Source organism: Leptolyngbya sp. AN10, assembly GCF_050565645.1.
Lineage (GTDB): Bacteria > Cyanobacteriota > Cyanobacteriia > Leptolyngbyales > Leptolyngbyaceae > Leptolyngbya.
In genome coordinates this window covers 88,044-102,316 of sequence record NZ_JBNXVP010000005.1, presented here as the reverse complement: position 1 = coordinate 102,316, position 14,273 = coordinate 88,044, and the positions used below count along the sequence as shown (strand labels likewise).

18 protein-coding genes and 1 tRNA gene are annotated in these 14,273 nt (G+C 46.3%); 9 read left to right on the top strand and 10 right to left on the bottom strand.

The features are described from left to right. Window position 1 precedes the first annotated feature (1 nt). Entirely contained in the window at window positions 2–268 is a 267-nt protein-coding gene (locus ACQ4M5_RS08855; protein WP_430675218.1) for a DUF3493 domain-containing protein, read from the bottom strand. A 100-nt stretch (window positions 269–368) separates the two neighbouring features. Here ACQ4M5_RS08855 and ACQ4M5_RS08850 point away from each other — a divergent pair. Further along, window positions 369–440: transfer RNA gene (locus ACQ4M5_RS08850), tRNA-Thr, on the top strand. Between the two features lie 123 nt (window positions 441–563). Here ACQ4M5_RS08850 and ACQ4M5_RS08845 read toward each other — a convergent pair. Together ACQ4M5_RS08845 and ACQ4M5_RS08840 are read right to left on the bottom strand one after the other, a co-directional pair. Next, a complete protein-coding gene (locus tag ACQ4M5_RS08845) occupies window positions 564–1,613 on the bottom strand; it encodes an AI-2E family transporter (protein ID WP_430675217.1) in 1,050 nt (349 codons plus the stop codon). Between the two features lie 257 nt (window positions 1,614–1,870). After that, window positions 1,871–2,389, bottom strand: coding sequence for a DM13 domain-containing protein (locus ACQ4M5_RS08840; protein ID WP_430675216.1), 519 nt, complete (start codon window positions 2,387–2,389; stop codon window positions 1,871–1,873). A gap of 102 nt (window positions 2,390–2,491) precedes the next feature. Between ACQ4M5_RS08840 and ACQ4M5_RS08835 the strand changes: the two genes are divergently transcribed. After that, complete coding sequence (locus ACQ4M5_RS08835) at window positions 2,492–3,520, top strand: DMT family transporter (protein ID WP_430675215.1); 1,029 nt, start codon at window positions 2,492–2,494, stop codon at window positions 3,518–3,520. A gap of 2 nt (window positions 3,521–3,522) precedes the next feature. Here ACQ4M5_RS08835 and ACQ4M5_RS08830 read toward each other — a convergent pair whose 3' ends face one another. Continuing rightward, window positions 3,523–4,218, bottom strand: coding sequence for a DUF4079 domain-containing protein (locus ACQ4M5_RS08830; RefSeq protein ID WP_430675214.1), 696 nt, complete (start codon window positions 4,216–4,218; stop codon window positions 3,523–3,525). 84 nt (window positions 4,219–4,302) lie between these two features. After that, window positions 4,303–4,662, bottom strand: coding sequence for a hypothetical protein (locus tag ACQ4M5_RS08825; protein ID WP_430675213.1), 360 nt, complete (start codon window positions 4,660–4,662; stop codon window positions 4,303–4,305). Window positions 4,663–5,043: 381 nt separating this feature from the next. On the opposite strand from ACQ4M5_RS08825, the gene ACQ4M5_RS08820 reads away from it, so the two are divergent. Together ACQ4M5_RS08820 and ACQ4M5_RS08815 are read left to right on the top strand one after the other, a co-directional pair. Beyond that, window positions 5,044–5,208, top strand: coding sequence for a hypothetical protein (locus tag ACQ4M5_RS08820; protein WP_430675212.1), 165 nt, complete (start codon window positions 5,044–5,046; stop codon window positions 5,206–5,208). Between the two features lie 66 nt (window positions 5,209–5,274). Then, on the top strand, window positions 5,275–5,685 hold the full coding sequence (locus ACQ4M5_RS08815; RefSeq protein WP_430675211.1) for a hypothetical protein: 411 nt from the start codon (window positions 5,275–5,277) through the stop codon (window positions 5,683–5,685). Window positions 5,686–5,704: 19 nt separating this feature from the next. Here the strand turns inward: ACQ4M5_RS08815 and ACQ4M5_RS08810 are convergent, their stop codons facing one another. Beyond that, window positions 5,705–5,833 (bottom strand): hypothetical protein, encoded by a 129-nt coding sequence (locus tag ACQ4M5_RS08810; protein ID WP_430675210.1) that lies wholly within the window; start codon window positions 5,831–5,833, stop codon window positions 5,705–5,707. Window positions 5,834–6,189: 356 nt separating this feature from the next. Here ACQ4M5_RS08810 and ACQ4M5_RS08805 point away from each other — a divergent pair, with 356 nt between their 5' ends. The 4 genes from ACQ4M5_RS08805 to ACQ4M5_RS08790 all read left to right on the top strand — a co-directional run bounded on the left by ACQ4M5_RS08805 (window position 6,190) and on the right by ACQ4M5_RS08790 (window position 10,339). Further along, a complete protein-coding gene (locus tag ACQ4M5_RS08805) occupies window positions 6,190–6,696 on the top strand; it encodes a pyridoxamine 5'-phosphate oxidase family protein (protein WP_430675209.1) in 507 nt (168 codons plus the stop codon). Window positions 6,697–6,908: 212 nt separating this feature from the next. Further along, window positions 6,909–7,553, top strand: a complete 645-nt coding sequence (locus tag ACQ4M5_RS08800) for a CatB-related O-acetyltransferase (RefSeq protein WP_430675208.1) — start codon at window positions 6,909–6,911, stop codon at window positions 7,551–7,553. Continuing rightward, window positions 7,547–8,836 carry a hypothetical protein gene (locus ACQ4M5_RS08795; RefSeq protein WP_430675207.1) on the top strand — a complete coding sequence of 430 codons (1,290 nt, stop codon included), beginning with the start codon at window positions 7,547–7,549 and terminating at the stop codon, window positions 8,834–8,836. The genes ACQ4M5_RS08800 and ACQ4M5_RS08795 overlap by 7 nt, the downstream gene beginning before the upstream one ends. 105 nt (window positions 8,837–8,941) lie before the next feature. Further along, the gene (locus ACQ4M5_RS08790) at window positions 8,942–10,339 is read left to right on the top strand and encodes a cytochrome P450 (protein ID WP_430675206.1); all 1,398 of its coding nucleotides are present in this window, start codon (window positions 8,942–8,944) and stop codon (window positions 10,337–10,339) included. Here ACQ4M5_RS08790 and ACQ4M5_RS08785 read toward each other — a convergent pair. The 4 genes from ACQ4M5_RS08785 to ACQ4M5_RS08770 form a co-directional block, all read right to left on the bottom strand. Then, window positions 10,318–11,112 (bottom strand): uroporphyrinogen-III synthase, encoded by a 795-nt coding sequence (locus ACQ4M5_RS08785; RefSeq protein WP_430675205.1) that lies wholly within the window; start codon window positions 11,110–11,112, stop codon window positions 10,318–10,320. The genes ACQ4M5_RS08790 and ACQ4M5_RS08785 overlap by 22 nt on opposite strands. After that, entirely contained in the window at window positions 11,109–11,819 is a 711-nt protein-coding gene (gene cobA / locus ACQ4M5_RS08780) for a uroporphyrinogen-III C-methyltransferase (RefSeq protein ID WP_430675204.1), read from the bottom strand. Before cobA ends, ACQ4M5_RS08785 begins: the two co-directional genes overlap by 4 nt. Before the next feature lie 3 nt (window positions 11,820–11,822). Beyond that, complete coding sequence (locus tag ACQ4M5_RS08775; RefSeq protein ID WP_430675203.1) at window positions 11,823–12,680, bottom strand: peptidoglycan DD-metalloendopeptidase family protein; 858 nt, start codon at window positions 12,678–12,680, stop codon at window positions 11,823–11,825. A gap of 278 nt (window positions 12,681–12,958) precedes the next feature. Further along, on the bottom strand, window positions 12,959–13,786 hold the full coding sequence (locus tag ACQ4M5_RS08770) for an alpha/beta fold hydrolase (RefSeq protein ID WP_430675202.1): 828 nt from the start codon (window positions 13,784–13,786) through the stop codon (window positions 12,959–12,961). A 150-nt stretch (window positions 13,787–13,936) separates the two neighbouring features. Between ACQ4M5_RS08770 and ACQ4M5_RS08765 the strand changes: the two genes are divergently transcribed. Continuing rightward, entirely contained in the window at window positions 13,937–14,125 is a 189-nt protein-coding gene (locus ACQ4M5_RS08765) for a hypothetical protein (RefSeq protein ID WP_430675201.1), read from the top strand. Window positions 14,126–14,273: the final 148 nt, after the last annotated feature.

Below are 14,273 nucleotides of genomic sequence, written 5' to 3'. Positions count from 1 at the left end.
CCTAACGGGTTTTGCGGCTTTCTAACCGAAATAGCCAAACCATGAGGGCAACGAGTCCAACTTGTAGGGCGAGATTTGGAACTGCGGTTTCGAGGTCTCGCCCTACGATCGTTTGAGCAAAAAAGACCAGTGCCCCGATCGCGCCTGATCCACCAAAGGCAATATAAATAAATTTCCGCAATCCGCGATAGGGTGCGGCGGCTTCGGCTTTTAATCGAGCGTATTTTTCGGGGTCAGATTGGCGTAAGCGTTCAGATTGTTGACTCATAAAAGGCGGTATGATTTTCTCGATCGTGTCACGGGATGGAATTTTGTGCAAATCATGTGATTGTGCGATCGATAACCTGTTATAATTTCTGAAGCTTTTTGCCGATGTGGCTCAGGGGTAGAGCACTCGATTCGTAATCGAGCGGTCGCGGGTTCAAATCCCGCCATCGGCTTTCTGAACAGAATACAGCGAACTTTCTGAAAGTCAACGAACACAGGGTTGCGATTTTTTTGCATAAAAGCCTCTGTCTATAAAATTAGACCTAGTAAATTGCAGGATTTTACAACTCCTGTACTCAATCTCCTTGTGCCTCTTCAATTTCTAATAGACTAACGATCACACCTGCGATCGGAACCGATAAAAAGATACCTAGTAATCCTGAAACTCGTGTTCCAACTAAAAGCGCAAAAAACACGATCACAGGACTAAGATGAACTGTATTTTGCATCACACGCGGCGAAAGTAGATTGTCTTGTAGTTGTTGCAGAATCACACAAATCACTAGAACTTTAAGCGCAGTCAACCAGCCACTTTGTACCAGAATAACTAAGCAAGCGAGTGTCACTCCCAAGGTTGCACCAATTCCAGGAATCAAATCAAATACACCGACTGTCACCGCAAGCAAAAATGAGAACGGAATTTGAAACAGCACAAACACGAGAAAGGTAGCAACACTCAGCAAAAACGAGATCAGCAACTGACCCCGAAGAAACCCGGCAAAGTTCGTCTGTACCGAGGTTGCAACTCGCCTTCGATGTTGAGGCGGAACTAACTTTAGAACAAGTTGCCACAGCTTTGTACCATCAATCAACATGAAAAAGGCAACAACGAGAATAATGATAAATGTGACATAATTCTGAAACAGAATCGGCAGAGAAGTCACCGCCCAATTCAATCCAATTGTAAATAGATTGCGAATCTGAGCTTCGATCGCATCCAGATTCAGCGGAATGTTTCGGGTTACTAACGCATTCTGCAATTGATCAAATGGATTGTTCGCGGTATTGAGAGTTTGGAGTAATAGTGTTATCAACTGCTGAATTTGATTCGTTAGCGTGAGCGCGATCGCAACAACCGCAACAAGAATAATGATTAGACTTGAAGCAATGACTAGACCTAATGCAATACTTCGCTTCACAAAGCGTTCTAAATAACGCACCGGGTAGCTCAATATCAGGGCTAGAATTGCTGAAATCGCAAACACGAAGATGACATACTCAAAGTATTGAAAGAGGGTAACAAATGCCCAACCGGATGCAAAGAATAGCAGAAAACGAACTAAAGAATTCGTGCTAATCCGACTCCATAGAGGTGAATGATTTTTCGGTTCTGGCTCTCGATTCATAACCTTTGCTACACCTTTAAACCTTCTATCATTGATTCAGCTTCTTCAACTCCTACTTGTGCCTCCTTCATTAGTTCCATTGCGGGTTTTAGCTTTTTCAGGGTAGTCAGTCCATCTATCTCAGGTATCATTACCTCTAAGCGATAGGCTTCTAGTCAGATCTTTTTTCTGCTCTTAGCGAGTCAGATGGAACTTCAGCAGGAGCAGAGGTGTGTAGCTTCGGCAAGGATTATGTCTCTTTCATAATCGGTCAAATCCTAGCTGCTAGATTTCAAGGCGGCAGAGCCAAAGGTCGCGTTAAACCGACGACACCAAATCACTGCCGATTGAAAATCGTTTAAGTTCAGATTGTCTGGAATCTCATAGCTTTGCGCTCCACTGAATGCTCTCAACGGCGCAAGAACTGTATAGTCACCCTCTTTAAGCGGATAGGCAGGTGGCGTTGTTTCTCCAATAACATTCGCAGAACGATGCAGCACCACGACGAGATCAGGTCCAGAGGTCGAAGTCTTAAATTGGTCATTCAGTTGCAAAATTCGCTTGCCGTTTTGATTGACAATTTCTGCTGTGCCCTGGGTTGGGTGTTCGCCGTTCACAAAGTTACCAGAAGAAATCACACTCGATTTTGCTGTTGCAGCTTGTGGTGTCGTTGGAGAAGCGATCGCTGTACTTTGGGGCACTGGACTGGGGGTTTGGGTCGTTGCTTTTCCTCCGCAGCTTGCAATGACGATCGCAACGAGGCAGGACAGTAGCACGTAACGAAAACGGCGTTTCATGTCAAAAACTCCTTGAGGTCTTCTAGGTTTCGATTTGCCTTATGACAGTGAATATCGCAGACTGGTATGAAGCGAAAATGAACGGTTCATGAAAAGAAATTCATGTTCAAACAACTCGTCGATCGATTCAAACGAACGATTCCAGGTCAGGTGTATCTATGGCTTGCTGTCCTGATTTTTGGGGCTGCAAATTCTGTCACCCGCAAAGTAACGGACATTGGAGCGCAAAATTTGATTGATGGGCGAAATCCCGTCTCGCTGTGTAATGTTCTGTTTGTCGGTAACATTTGTGCATTGTTTGTCCTTGTTTTACTGCATCGACAGCAACTCAGATTACTCAAGGATTTGTCACAGCAACAATGGACGGGATTGATTACGGTTGCCATGTTGTCGGGCGCGATCGCACCCGCATTCATTTTTCAAGCCCTTTCTTTGACTGCCGTAAATAATGTGGTGTTAGTTGGGCGACTAGAACCCCCGATCGCACTTATTCTTTCAATCTGGTTACTGAAAGAACGGGTTACTCTCCTTGAGCAATTAAGCGCGATCGTGGTTCTAATCGGGGTCATGCTATCTGTACTTTTGCAGCCCCCTACAGAAATGATTGAGATGGCTGGATTAAGCTTTGGAAAAGGGGAAGCATTGACAGCGCTGGGTGCGATCGCGCTTGCAGTTTCGACCGTGATTTCTAAAACAAAACTGACTCAAGTTCCGATTGGACTCTATAGCATTGTTCGCACCGCATTCGGTACAGTTGTTTTCTTTGTCCTTGCTCTCCTACTCTATGGTCATCATCACTTTATGGATGTGTTTGCGCCGCTTCTATGGAAGTGGATGCTCGTTTATGGAACCGTGATTGTTGTACTCGGTCAGTCGTTTTGGCTTCTAGGATTGCAAAGCTCTACTGTTTCAAGAGCATCCTTGATTAGTTCGTTTACCCCGATCGCGGGTGTTGCTTTTGCTTATTTAATTTTGGGCGAGACTCCGACAATGGCACACTACATTGGAGGTAGCATTGTGTTAGTCGGAATCGGGCTGAGTCAGATCGCTCACCAGAAATCGCGAACCGTTCCGAAATCAGCCTCGATCGTACAAACCATTGAAAACAAAACGGGCTTTAAAGGACTGTGAACTCATGGACAAGTTAGCTTCTGAAAGTCGCATTTTTGAATATGCGATTTTTGCCAACTCAACGGGATTTCCAACAAATCGCGAGATCCGGTAAAGCCTTGTCCAATAAAGAATAGAAGAGCAAGACAACTGAGAATAATGTGAATATTACGCCAGCGATTTTTGCGATCGCGATAGATATCGGGAACGATCGCCAGCGAAAAAATCATCAACAATGAAACTGCTACACCATAGTAATAGTGCGAGACATACCACTCAAACTCGCGGCGAAACACTTCAGGCTGAGAGCCGAGTAAAATAATTCCCATTCCGGTTAAAGTCGCAAAGACAGCCCGCCAGAGTCGATTACTAGCCCGATTCAAACCTGCTAAAGATGCGATCGTCAATCCAAACACAGTTCCAACAAACACTACTCGAAGCGGCTCTTGTCCCCAAGCATTACTCGCAATCATTTTGAATACGATCGGATGAGCTAATCCAACCAGCGAAACCATTACAACTGCATTACTCAGCAATTGTCCCAATCGCAGATGTTCTGCACCAACACCCGGAGCAATCTTATTTTTACTACTTTTATCCGTTCCAAGACGACGCTGCCGAGTCTGCCAAGCATAGTTCGTCACAATTCCAATGATCGGAAACACAAACGCAACTGCAATCAGGGGATGAATCAATCCTGCGACATCTTCAATCTGCATAGAACACTCCATTGAGAACGTTGGCAGCCGAAATCGGTAGAGACAATTCTACAAGACATCTCTACCGATCTATCGTGTCCCTAACTACTGGCTGAACGATCCCAACTTTGCATCGACCGTATTGACATAGCCAGTATCCGAAAGCGCTTCTGGTGAAAGTTGTCCTTGCGCGATCGCGACTCGAATCAGATCTTCAGCCGTCACTTGTCCACTCACATACGCATGATGCAGTTGAGCATGGCTAGGAATGCCTTGATTGAGATAGCTTCCCCGATAGGCTGAGGTGACTAAGACATTGGGTGTGACTTGCAACGAGGTCGATCGATTCAATGTGGAAGAAACAACGGCTGTTTTCTGCTCAGTGGGTGATTCAGCAAATGCAGCTGGAGCAACAAAACTAGAAAGAGTTAACACTGACAAAGCAGAAAGAATGACACGCTTCATAGTTAAACCTCCGAATTGAATTAGGGTTAAGGTGTGCAGTAAGGTTTCTTTGCCTTACACTTATTACTTTCGGGGTCGAGCATGAATGCGAAATGAATAGTCTGTGAAAAAAAATTCATAGAAGATCATCCTTGACAAAATCGTTTACCTAAACGGAGCAGCTTTCCAGTAGACCCTCAGCGCGTGAGAAACTGCTCCATATCAGGAACGGGAGAGAAATCGCACTTGTTGAACTGAACTGTGAGTGTCTCTGTAATGTTTCTGTTGTTTTGAGTGCAGTTAAGTTATCGTTACTGATGGTGTATTGCCCACCTGGTCTTTTTTCTTTTTATTGTTCAGATACCCGCTTAAAGCCTCCCTCCTATTACTCTCAATCCTCCCATGACTAGAGTGATTCATCGTATCTTCCTACCTGGTTGGCTAGCTCCCCTGATCGTCTGTCTCGCCTGCCTAACAACCCTTTATGCCGCAGTATTCAAAGGCGTAGTTGATCCGATGTTCCGTCTAGCAACGTTGTGCCTTTGGTTTGTTGTCGGGATCATCTAGCTTGCCGCAACAGTTCGTCTGTGTCAATCATTGCTCAGAGCGCGATCGCACGTAGCCAAGAACGCGATGAACTGGCGCATCGTATTGATATTTCCTGTTCTTGTGGGTGTCACAATTCTCCTGATCAACCTACAAATCCCTCTGAGATTGGCGTTTGTGATGAGTCGTTCCCAGATGAACCAGTTTGCCCAACAAGTTCTACAATCTAATGCACCAGCAACCACATCCCCGCGTCAGGTGGGAGTGTTTCAAGCTCAAGCGATCAAGAAAGTTGCCGATGGAATGCAATTCCAAACGTCAGAAACCTGTTTTATCACTGGCTGCCTTGATCAGTTTGGCTTTGCCTACTTCCCCGGCGGTAAGCTGCCTAATTCTGATGTATTGCAGACAGCATTTCGCGACACGACCTCAAAAATCAACCACACTCGAATCGGTGGCAACTGGTTTTGGTGGTTGAAACGCGGCAAAGATGTTTAATTTGATGTTGCGTTCCACGCTATTTGACCGCGATCGCAATACCACAGTAGCCCAGGACTATCAATCCTAGTCCGGCTAAGGTTAGCTTCCATTTACACACTCGTTTAATCAGCGAACGAATGGCAATTCCTTGCATCAATACACTCATCAATCCTACATATAGCAGTCCTAAATTAGTCGTGAAATGCAGGGTTGATCGTGCCCCCTAAATCCCCCAAATTTGGGGGACTTTGAACTCTGAGGACTTCTTAGAATTGGGGAATTTTCTCTCTCAAAGTCCCCCAGAATGGGGGATTTAGGGGGCTTTGGAGCATTTCACAACTTAGATAGGATTGCTATAGTTGAATAGGATTGCATCAAAGGCTGGAGAACGGTTGATAAAGACGTGTTTCTCAATCGCTTTAAAGCATCCTCTAAAAGTGTATTCAAAACCCGTAAAGAGGAAGAAGTCATCTAGCGCAACGTTTCATAAACTAAGTAAACTCATTCAGAGGAACTTTAGAAATGACGATCGCAACCGATTCTAATCAATCTCTGCAAAAGCTGCGAGAGATGATCAAAGACATTAATTATTGTATGTTGACCACGATCGATGATGATGGTAGTCTTCGGAGCCGTCCGATGGCAACAAACAGTGAAGTCGAAGCGAATGGCGATTTGTGGTTTTTTACTTACGCTAGTTCGCACAAAGTGACAGAAGTAAATCACCATCATCAGGTAAATGTCAGTTTTTCAGCACCAGACAAGCAACGCTATGTTTCACTCTCTGGAATGGCTGAACTGGTTCGCGATCGCGCCAAGATGCAGGAACTTTGGAAGCCAGAACTCAAAGCTTGGTTCCCACAAGAACTGAATGAGCCAGATATTGCATTGCTAAAAGTGAACGCAATCAAAGCAGAATATTGGGATGCGCCCGCAGGCTGGATCGCTAAAACGATCGGCTTTGTGAAAGCAGCAACCACAGGTGAAACCGAGGATTCGACTGAATACGCAAAACTCAACTTGCAATAGATATAGCGCTCCTATTTGAGTCGTAAACATTGGAAAGAGTGGGGGGTAGGGAGTAGGGAGTCAGGAATCAAAACGGGAGCCACACCCCACACCCCACACCCCACTCCCCACCCCCTACTTCTTCACAACTATCCCTACTTCATCACTAACTTAGGATTGCTATAGATGCAACTGTTAATCTGCACATTCGTTACAGTGTAGAGAAAACAATCATGGCACACCCAAATGGTCCTGACCCCAATCAGAAACATCCAATTCCTGACCATCTACGGGTGTGCTTTCTCAAAGATTGCATCACGGCTCCAAATATCAGTGTCGGAGAGTACTCTTACTATGACGATCCGGTTGATCCAGAAGGATTTGAGCGCAATGTTTTGTACAACTATGGCAATGATCGCTTAATCATTGGAAAGTTTTGCGCGATCGCTACAGGCGTAAAATTCATCATGAACGGCGCAAACCACAAGCTAGACAGCATTTCGACTTATCCGTTCCCGATCTTTGGGAATGGATGGGAAAGCTCGATGGATCAACTGCTCAATCTTCCCAGTCGAGGCGATACTGTGATTGGAAATGATGTTTGGATTGGCTATGAATCACTGATCATGCCTGGAATCAAAATCGGAGATGGAGCCGTAATTGCAGCCAAGTCTGTTGTAGTGAAAGATGTTCCAGCTTATGCGATCGTAGGTGGCAATCCTGCAACTGTAATTCGGAAACGATTTAGTGATGCTGAAGTTGCTAAACTCCTCGAAATTAGCTGGTGGAATTGGGAGATTGAGAAAATTACTCAAGCTATCCCTCTAATCATGTCGAATGATATCCAAGCCTTGTACGCCCTTCATGAGCTATGTTGAAACGATTTTTTCTCCCGGTTATTGTTGCTGCTTCTTGTGTCACGATTGCTTCTCATCCCGTTCAAGCCAACTGTGCAGGCTTTGGTCGCCCTCCTGAGGTAGTTAATGCTGAAGTTCGACAACGTGCGAACCAGCTTAAGAATGACCCTAATGAGTTTTTTGGACAGAAAATGCTCGGTGTGATTAGCGATCGACGAATCACTTTAATGCCAGTCTTCGATGCTCAAACAGGACCCGCTAAACGGCAAATTCTCAACACTTTGAGGCTTGAAGGCTCAACCTATGAAGTGTATACCGCAGATGGGCGATTAGTTTCCGCGCAGTACGATGGCTGTACTCGAACATACCTTCTCACAGAACGCGATCGTTATAGTTGGTATCTGACTCGTCCCCCGGTTCAGATGCCGATCGCAATGTTGCGCGATGCTCTGCGGAATTCAGGACAACCAAGCTGGCGCAAAGTCAATCAAAGCATTCACCCTGAAGATGAACGCAGAGCAAGGCTTAAATTCTGGGAAACTCTGGGCTATGACAAAGCGAAACAAGGATGGTGGATTGCTTGGGTTCCAGAAGGCGGATACTTTGAAGTTACTGTTCGGAATGCAGATGGTTTTACGCAACTAAAGCCTTATCTAGCAAATGCTTTTCGGCAGTATCGCTATGTGGTGTTAGCAAATGATGGAACACCGCTTTATGACACGTTGACTGCATTGAATAATCCTTGGTTGACGATTCTTGGAAAGACTTCTGCACCTGCGGGATGGCGTGTGAGTGCTTGCGATCGCGAAAGTTCTTTCCTCTGTGTGTCTCGCAATATGCCTCTGCTCGGTAGTATTGAGCTTCAGCGCTGGCAATTCGATAAGTCTCCAATCCTGTCACGCGAATTCGACCAGCGTGGATTAGTTCCTGGATTGTTCACCTATAGCAATCCGAGTGATAAAGCAAAAGTGCTAGAGGCATTGAGAATCGTGATTGCGGATTACTACAAAACGATCGAACGCGATCGGGCTACAGCTTACGGCAAAGGTTACAAAGTTCGGGTGCAAACTCCTGAAGAAGTGAAATTTGGCTCTGTTCCAGGATTGCGATATGGCTTTACGGGCATTGATGCGACGGGTAAAGTTCGCGAGAAATACGTGAGCTATATGGCATTTGATAATGAATTAAAAATCGTTGTTACTGGCTATGATCCCGCCGCTCAAAGTAGCGTGTTTAGAGAGCTTGCGAACTTGGAACAGTTTGAACCACATTTGAAAGAAATTGTCGCGAATCTCAAGATTTAGAAAACGCCCACCGAATTCTATTCGCCACGGTGCTCATCAGAACATCTACTGAACGTTTGGTACAATCTTGAACAAAGCCTGACTCACCTTGCAGTGGAGAGTTTTATGAATCTACCGAATGTGCTCCGTAACCCGTTATTACTTCAGGAATGGCAGTGGGTTGCTGATCCTGTCGGCTATATGGAACAATCGGCGCAGCAACATCCTGATATCTTTTCAGCAGGTCTGCTCTCAGGTCAGCATCTCGTGTTTGTGAATCATCCACAAGCAATTCAAGAAATTCTGACGAACGATCGTAAACGCTTTGTAGCCCCAGGTGAAGTCAATCGGATTCTCTCTCCACTGATCGGGGATGCCTCGGTGATTATGTTGAGTGACGATCGACATAAGCGCCGTCGCCAACTCGTGATGCCTCCCTTTCATGGCGATCGAATGCGGAATTATGGTGATCTGATTCGTCAATTAACCGAGAAAGTGATGAGTCAGTACGCGATCGCACAACCATTTAATGCGCGATCGGCAATGCAAGAAATCTCTTTGCAAGTGATTTTACAGACGGTGTTCGGCGTGACTGAGGGAGAGCGGTACGAGCAAATTCGAGCTGCAATTACTAAGATGTGTGACTTTTTCCACAATCCTTTGAGTGCTAGTTTCTTGTTCTTCCCCTGGATGCAGCGCGATTGGGGAACCTGGATGCCTTGGGGACGGTTTTTGCGCGATCGTGGCGAGATCGATACGCTGCTTTATGCCGAAATCGCCGATCGTCGCCAGCAAGATAACAGCGATCGAGTGGATATTCTTTCGATGCTGATGGCGGCACGAGATGAAAACGGGGAACCGATGAGCGATTCGGAACTTCGAGATGAATTGATGACTTTGCTGTTTGCAGGACATGAAACAACTGCGACAGCAATGGCTTGGGCGCTCTACTGGGTGCATCACTTACCAAATGTGCGCGAGAAGTTGCTGCAAGAGATCGAAGCGCTCGGTGAGAATCCTGATCCAATGTCGATCGTTCGACTACCTTATCTCAGTGCCGTTTGTAATGAAACACTCCGACTGTACCCGGTTGCAATGTTGACCTTTAGCCGAATCGTGAAGGAGCCACTGGAACTATTGGGCTATCCACTCCAGCCCGGAACGGCGGTTGTAGGCTGCATTTATCTACTACACCACCGTGAAGATCTCTATCCAGAGTCGCACCAATTTAAGCCAGAGCGCTTTTTAGAGCGGCAGTTTTCACCGTATGAGTTCATGCCGTTTGGAGGCGGGGCGCGGCGTTGTATTGGGGAAGCACTCGCAATGTTTGAAATGAAGCTAGTTTTAGCAACGATTTTGTCAAACTATGAGCTTGCATTAGTCGATCGTCGTCCTGAAGTTCCGCGCCGTCGAGGAGTGACATTAGCTCCCGGTACAGGCGTGAAAATTAAGATTGTGGGACAAAAACCTGTTCGTTCCACAGAAGCGATCGCACAACAGAATCATTTCAGTGAATTAGCTTGAGCGACAATTGCTTTGATTAATCCATCTAAAGTGAATTCTGTCGCTTCGATCTCAACTCGTCCTAGCAATGCTCGACAAGTTTTAGAAGTTTGAGGACCGATCGACGCAAATTTCACTGTTTCTAAACGTTTAGTCCAATCTTCCCCGATCGATTGTTGCAGCAGTTCGCAGAAGTGTTTCACCGTTTTGGAACTGGCAAAGGTCACTAGATGAACCGCATGATCTTGGAGTGCTGCGATCGCTTTCATATCTGGAATTTTTGGACAGATCGATTGATAAGCGGCAACTTCAGTCACGATCGCACCTCGATCGCTAAACGCTCTGACTAAAACATCTCGCCCACCCGTTTCGACTCTAGGAAATAAGATCTTTTTCCCTTCCACCGATTCGGGAAAATTCACGACCATTGCATCCGCGACAAATTCAGGCGGAATAAAATCAGGCTGCAAACCGCGCTGTCTTAGTCGTTGTGCTGTTTTTTCACCCACAACTGCGGTCTTAATCGCTGCTAATCCGCGAACATCCTGAAGCTGAGTTGCCAACCGCTCGAAAAAGTAATCGACTGCATTCGTAGAAGTCAGAATCAGCCAATCGAATTCATTCAGAACTGCGATCGCTTGATCCAATTCCGCCCAACTTGAAGGCGCGGCAATTTCGATCGTGGGCATCTCGATCACTTTTGCACCATAATTTTGCAGCGAGTACGCAAACTGGCTCGATTGTCCGGCTGCACGAGTGACAACAATCGTTGTTTCAAATAAAGGAAGTTTCATAAAAACGATCGTAGTCTAACAACTTCTCCAATGACGATCACGCAGGGCGACAATCGCTGAGGATTGACCAGAGAAAGGATTTCAGAGAGTGTACTGCTCCAAATTTCTTGCTCTGGATGACCCGCCCAGCGAATAATCGCGATCGGAGTCTCTTCTGATTTTCCCTGATGGTGTAGCTGTTCGACAATTAAGGGAAGATGTTTTCCTCCCATTAGAATCACGAGGGTGTCTAATTGGGCGAGAGCTTGCCAGTTTAGTCGATCGGGTTCGTGGGCTGTAACGACCGTGAATCCTCGACTGAGAACGGGATCAGTCAGAGGAATATTGGCGAATAAGGGAGCGGCTAAGGCGGAAGAAAGTCCGGGAACGACTTCGTAAGCGCAACCTACCGATTTGAGGGCTTGAATTTCTGAAGTGGTGCGCCCGAAAATGAACGGATCACCACTTTTGAGCCGCACGACTTGTTTTCCTTGTTGGCACTGTTCGACGAGTAATCGATCGATGTCTGCTTGTTTCATGCTCGGTTGTCCGCCCCGTTTGCCGACATTGAGTTTGAGACAAGTTTCGGCAACGAGTTCGAGAAATTGAGAATCGACCAGGGCATCGTACACGAGAACTTCAGCTTGAGTGAGTAACTGATAAGCTCTCATCGTGAGATTGCCGATGTCACCGGGACCAGAGCCAACTAGGAAAACTTTGCCAGACATCATTTACCGCCGAATAAATGCGAGCGGATCTTCTGCAACCCATCCTAATTTAGAATTCGATCGCACTTCAAAATGCAAATGCGGCTGTGGGGTCGTCGGAGTTCCAGTTTGTCCAATCGTTCCAACGATCGCGCCTCGCTTGATTTTCTGACCCACTTTGACGTTAATTTTGGCTAACTGAGCATATCGGGTTTGATAGCCTTGCTGATGATTGATCACGACTAAGTTTCCATACGCGCCTTGATTTCCCGCAAAGGCAACCGTTCCATCCCCGATCGCTTGAACTGGAGTGCCCAAATTCGCCAAGATATCGATGCCACTATGAAAAACGGGTTTCGTTGCTCCATTTGGCAAATACCAACCAAAACCAAGCGCGATCGCAGAATTTCCTTTTAATGGCGACCCAGATAAAACACTCGAAACCCCGACTAATGTTGGGGCTGCTCCTTCATTCGGCGACCAATTGACTCCAGGAACAAATACAACTTTTGGCGATCGCTGACAGCCGTTTACTTCATACAGTACATCTGGGCGAACTCGATATCGTGCTGCTAACTGTTTCAAACTTTGTCCAGCGGGAACTTCGACGCGAATTCCGTTGTAAGGCGGAATCAAAAGCGTTTGTCCGGGAGTTGCTTTCCCCGATCGGACATTCGGATTTAGTCCCATGATCGTCGCTGGGATTAGATTGTAGCGAGACGCGATCGATTCCAATGTTTCTCCCGATCTCACGGTGTGCCGGGACAACCGAGACAAAGCGGCAGCCGGACAGCCTGATTCTTGTGCCAATCCTTGTAATTGTGCGACGGGCACTGTTCCAAAACTCAATACTCCAACCAGGAGCCACCCACGATACTGCATGACTTAATCAAGATAGTGCTGCCGTTTTTGAACGAGTCTAGCACCTGGTTGTTTCAGAATGGGCTAGAGTCTGTTCAAAACTTTGTGTTGATGAGGATTGTCGCTGCGATTGAGTCCGCCCGGAAATGAATCTCCGGGCTAATCGGAGAAAGGAGGCTGAAGCCCCCTCAGATTGTAGTTTCAGCCCTCTTTAGAGGGGTTCCCTCAATTAGCCCGGAGATTTATTTCCGGGCGGAATGTCGGATGAACGAATGCACCAAAATTCACAATCTCATAAGCTAAACAATCTGCTGTTTTAGAAACGGGATTAGAACCTCGCTGACTTTTTCGTGCCAGTCCTCTTGCGGATAATGTCCAACTTCATCGAGTTCCACCAGTTGAGATCGAAATGATTTGGCAAGGTCGATCGATAACCAAGGATCGCGCTTTCCCCATCCAATCAGCAACGGATTCTGCCAATTCGCCAAACCGGATTCGATTTCTGCCGTGACTTGTTTAAGCTGCAAATTCTGAATAATCGCCAGCAACGATCGACCCACATCCGAAGTTTTCAACCAAGGGCGACGATACACATCTAAATCTTCGTCTTCGATTCGATAGCCACCTGCCCCTTCTAAAGTTCGATCGACCAGTAACGGATCTTGCGTCATCATGTCGCCCACGAGCGGAATTCCCATTTGTTTCAGCTTCCAGGGAAGTTTCGCATCTTGAGCGATCGGACAATTGAAAATCGCCAGTCGTTCAACTTGCTCTGGATGTCTGAGCGCGTATTGAATCCCGACTGAGCCGAGAAAACCTTGGGATACGATCGACACTTTTTCAAATCCGAATTGAGCAATCAAAGCTTCGAGTGCCTCAATAAACGCATCGGGCGTATAAGCAAAATCTCTCCGATCCGGCATACTCGAATACCCACAGCCAATCCAATCGGGTGCGATCGCTCTAAATCCCTCTTCTGCCAAATTCGGCAATACATTCCGCCAACTGTACCCCTGAGAAACCAGACCATGCAGCAAAATTACCGGAGTTCGGCTCGGATTCATCGGTTCTGCTTCGCGATAACACCAGTTCAACGATCCAACCTCGATCCGCTTGCCCTCAGCCATTTCCGTTTCTCCTGTACTGCTTGAGTGAGCTTACCGCGTTTCGGGTGCAGAATAATTGTCAGGAATCTATGACACAACTATCTTTTTGTAGTTTCTGATACAGAATTTATCTGTTATATTAATCAAGTAAGCAGAAATGGAGAGCAGAGTATGTCGATTCAAGATCAAACACGGGCATTGATGGTGCGTCATCGTCAAATGATTCGGAACCGTGAGCAGTCCATGTTGACTCGCCAAGCCAGCGAAATTGGAATGCCTTCAGAATCCGCACATGTTGTTCACAACAAGACCAGCAACACCATCGAAGGCTACGATCGTAGCAATGTGGGTTTGAGCTAATCTGAAATTCAATGATTAATTTGGGCAGGCGTTCCTCATCCGGGGAGCGCCTTTTAATTTTGGGATCTAAAGATTCAACGATGCGATAAACCGCGCTTTCCCAAAAAATATGTCAAAGTTAAAATTGTGTAGCTATTGTGAAGCGTCA

Excerpts from the sequence above, each read along its gene's own strand:
- ACQ4M5_RS08855 (WP_430675218.1), bottom strand. The coding sequence starts at position 268 with ATGAGTCAACAATCTGAACGCTTACGCCAATCTGACCCCGAAAAATAC.
- ACQ4M5_RS08845 (WP_430675217.1), bottom strand. The coding sequence starts at position 1,613 with ATGAATCGAGAGCCAGAACCGAAAAATCATTCACCTCTATGGAGTCGG.
- ACQ4M5_RS08840 (WP_430675216.1), bottom strand. The coding sequence starts at position 2,389 with ATGAAACGCCGTTTTCGTTACGTGCTACTGTCCTGCCTCGTTGCGATC.
- ACQ4M5_RS08835 (WP_430675215.1), top strand. The coding sequence starts at position 2,492 with ATGTTCAAACAACTCGTCGATCGATTCAAACGAACGATTCCAGGTCAG.
- ACQ4M5_RS08830 (WP_430675214.1), bottom strand. The coding sequence starts at position 4,218 with ATGCAGATTGAAGATGTCGCAGGATTGATTCATCCCCTGATTGCAGTT.
- ACQ4M5_RS08825 (WP_430675213.1), bottom strand. The coding sequence starts at position 4,662 with ATGAAGCGTGTCATTCTTTCTGCTTTGTCAGTGTTAACTCTTTCTAGT.
- ACQ4M5_RS08820 (WP_430675212.1), top strand. The coding sequence starts at position 5,044 with ATGACTAGAGTGATTCATCGTATCTTCCTACCTGGTTGGCTAGCTCCC.
- ACQ4M5_RS08815 (WP_430675211.1), top strand. The coding sequence starts at position 5,275 with ATGAACTGGCGCATCGTATTGATATTTCCTGTTCTTGTGGGTGTCACA.
- ACQ4M5_RS08810 (WP_430675210.1), bottom strand. The coding sequence starts at position 5,833 with ATGAGTGTATTGATGCAAGGAATTGCCATTCGTTCGCTGATTAAACGA.
- ACQ4M5_RS08805 (WP_430675209.1), top strand. The coding sequence starts at position 6,190 with ATGACGATCGCAACCGATTCTAATCAATCTCTGCAAAAGCTGCGAGAG.
- ACQ4M5_RS08800 (WP_430675208.1), top strand. The coding sequence starts at position 6,909 with ATGGCACACCCAAATGGTCCTGACCCCAATCAGAAACATCCAATTCCT.
- ACQ4M5_RS08795 (WP_430675207.1), top strand. The coding sequence starts at position 7,547 with ATGTTGAAACGATTTTTTCTCCCGGTTATTGTTGCTGCTTCTTGTGTC.
- ACQ4M5_RS08790 (WP_430675206.1), top strand. The coding sequence starts at position 8,942 with ATGAATCTACCGAATGTGCTCCGTAACCCGTTATTACTTCAGGAATGG.
- ACQ4M5_RS08785 (WP_430675205.1), bottom strand. The coding sequence starts at position 11,112 with ATGAAACTTCCTTTATTTGAAACAACGATTGTTGTCACTCGTGCAGCC.
- cobA (WP_430675204.1), bottom strand. The coding sequence starts at position 11,819 with ATGTCTGGCAAAGTTTTCCTAGTTGGCTCTGGTCCCGGTGACATCGGC.
- ACQ4M5_RS08775 (WP_430675203.1), bottom strand. The coding sequence starts at position 12,680 with ATGCAGTATCGTGGGTGGCTCCTGGTTGGAGTATTGAGTTTTGGAACA.
- ACQ4M5_RS08770 (WP_430675202.1), bottom strand. The coding sequence starts at position 13,786 with ATGGCTGAGGGCAAGCGGATCGAGGTTGGATCGTTGAACTGGTGTTAT.
- ACQ4M5_RS08765 (WP_430675201.1), top strand. The coding sequence starts at position 13,937 with ATGTCGATTCAAGATCAAACACGGGCATTGATGGTGCGTCATCGTCAA.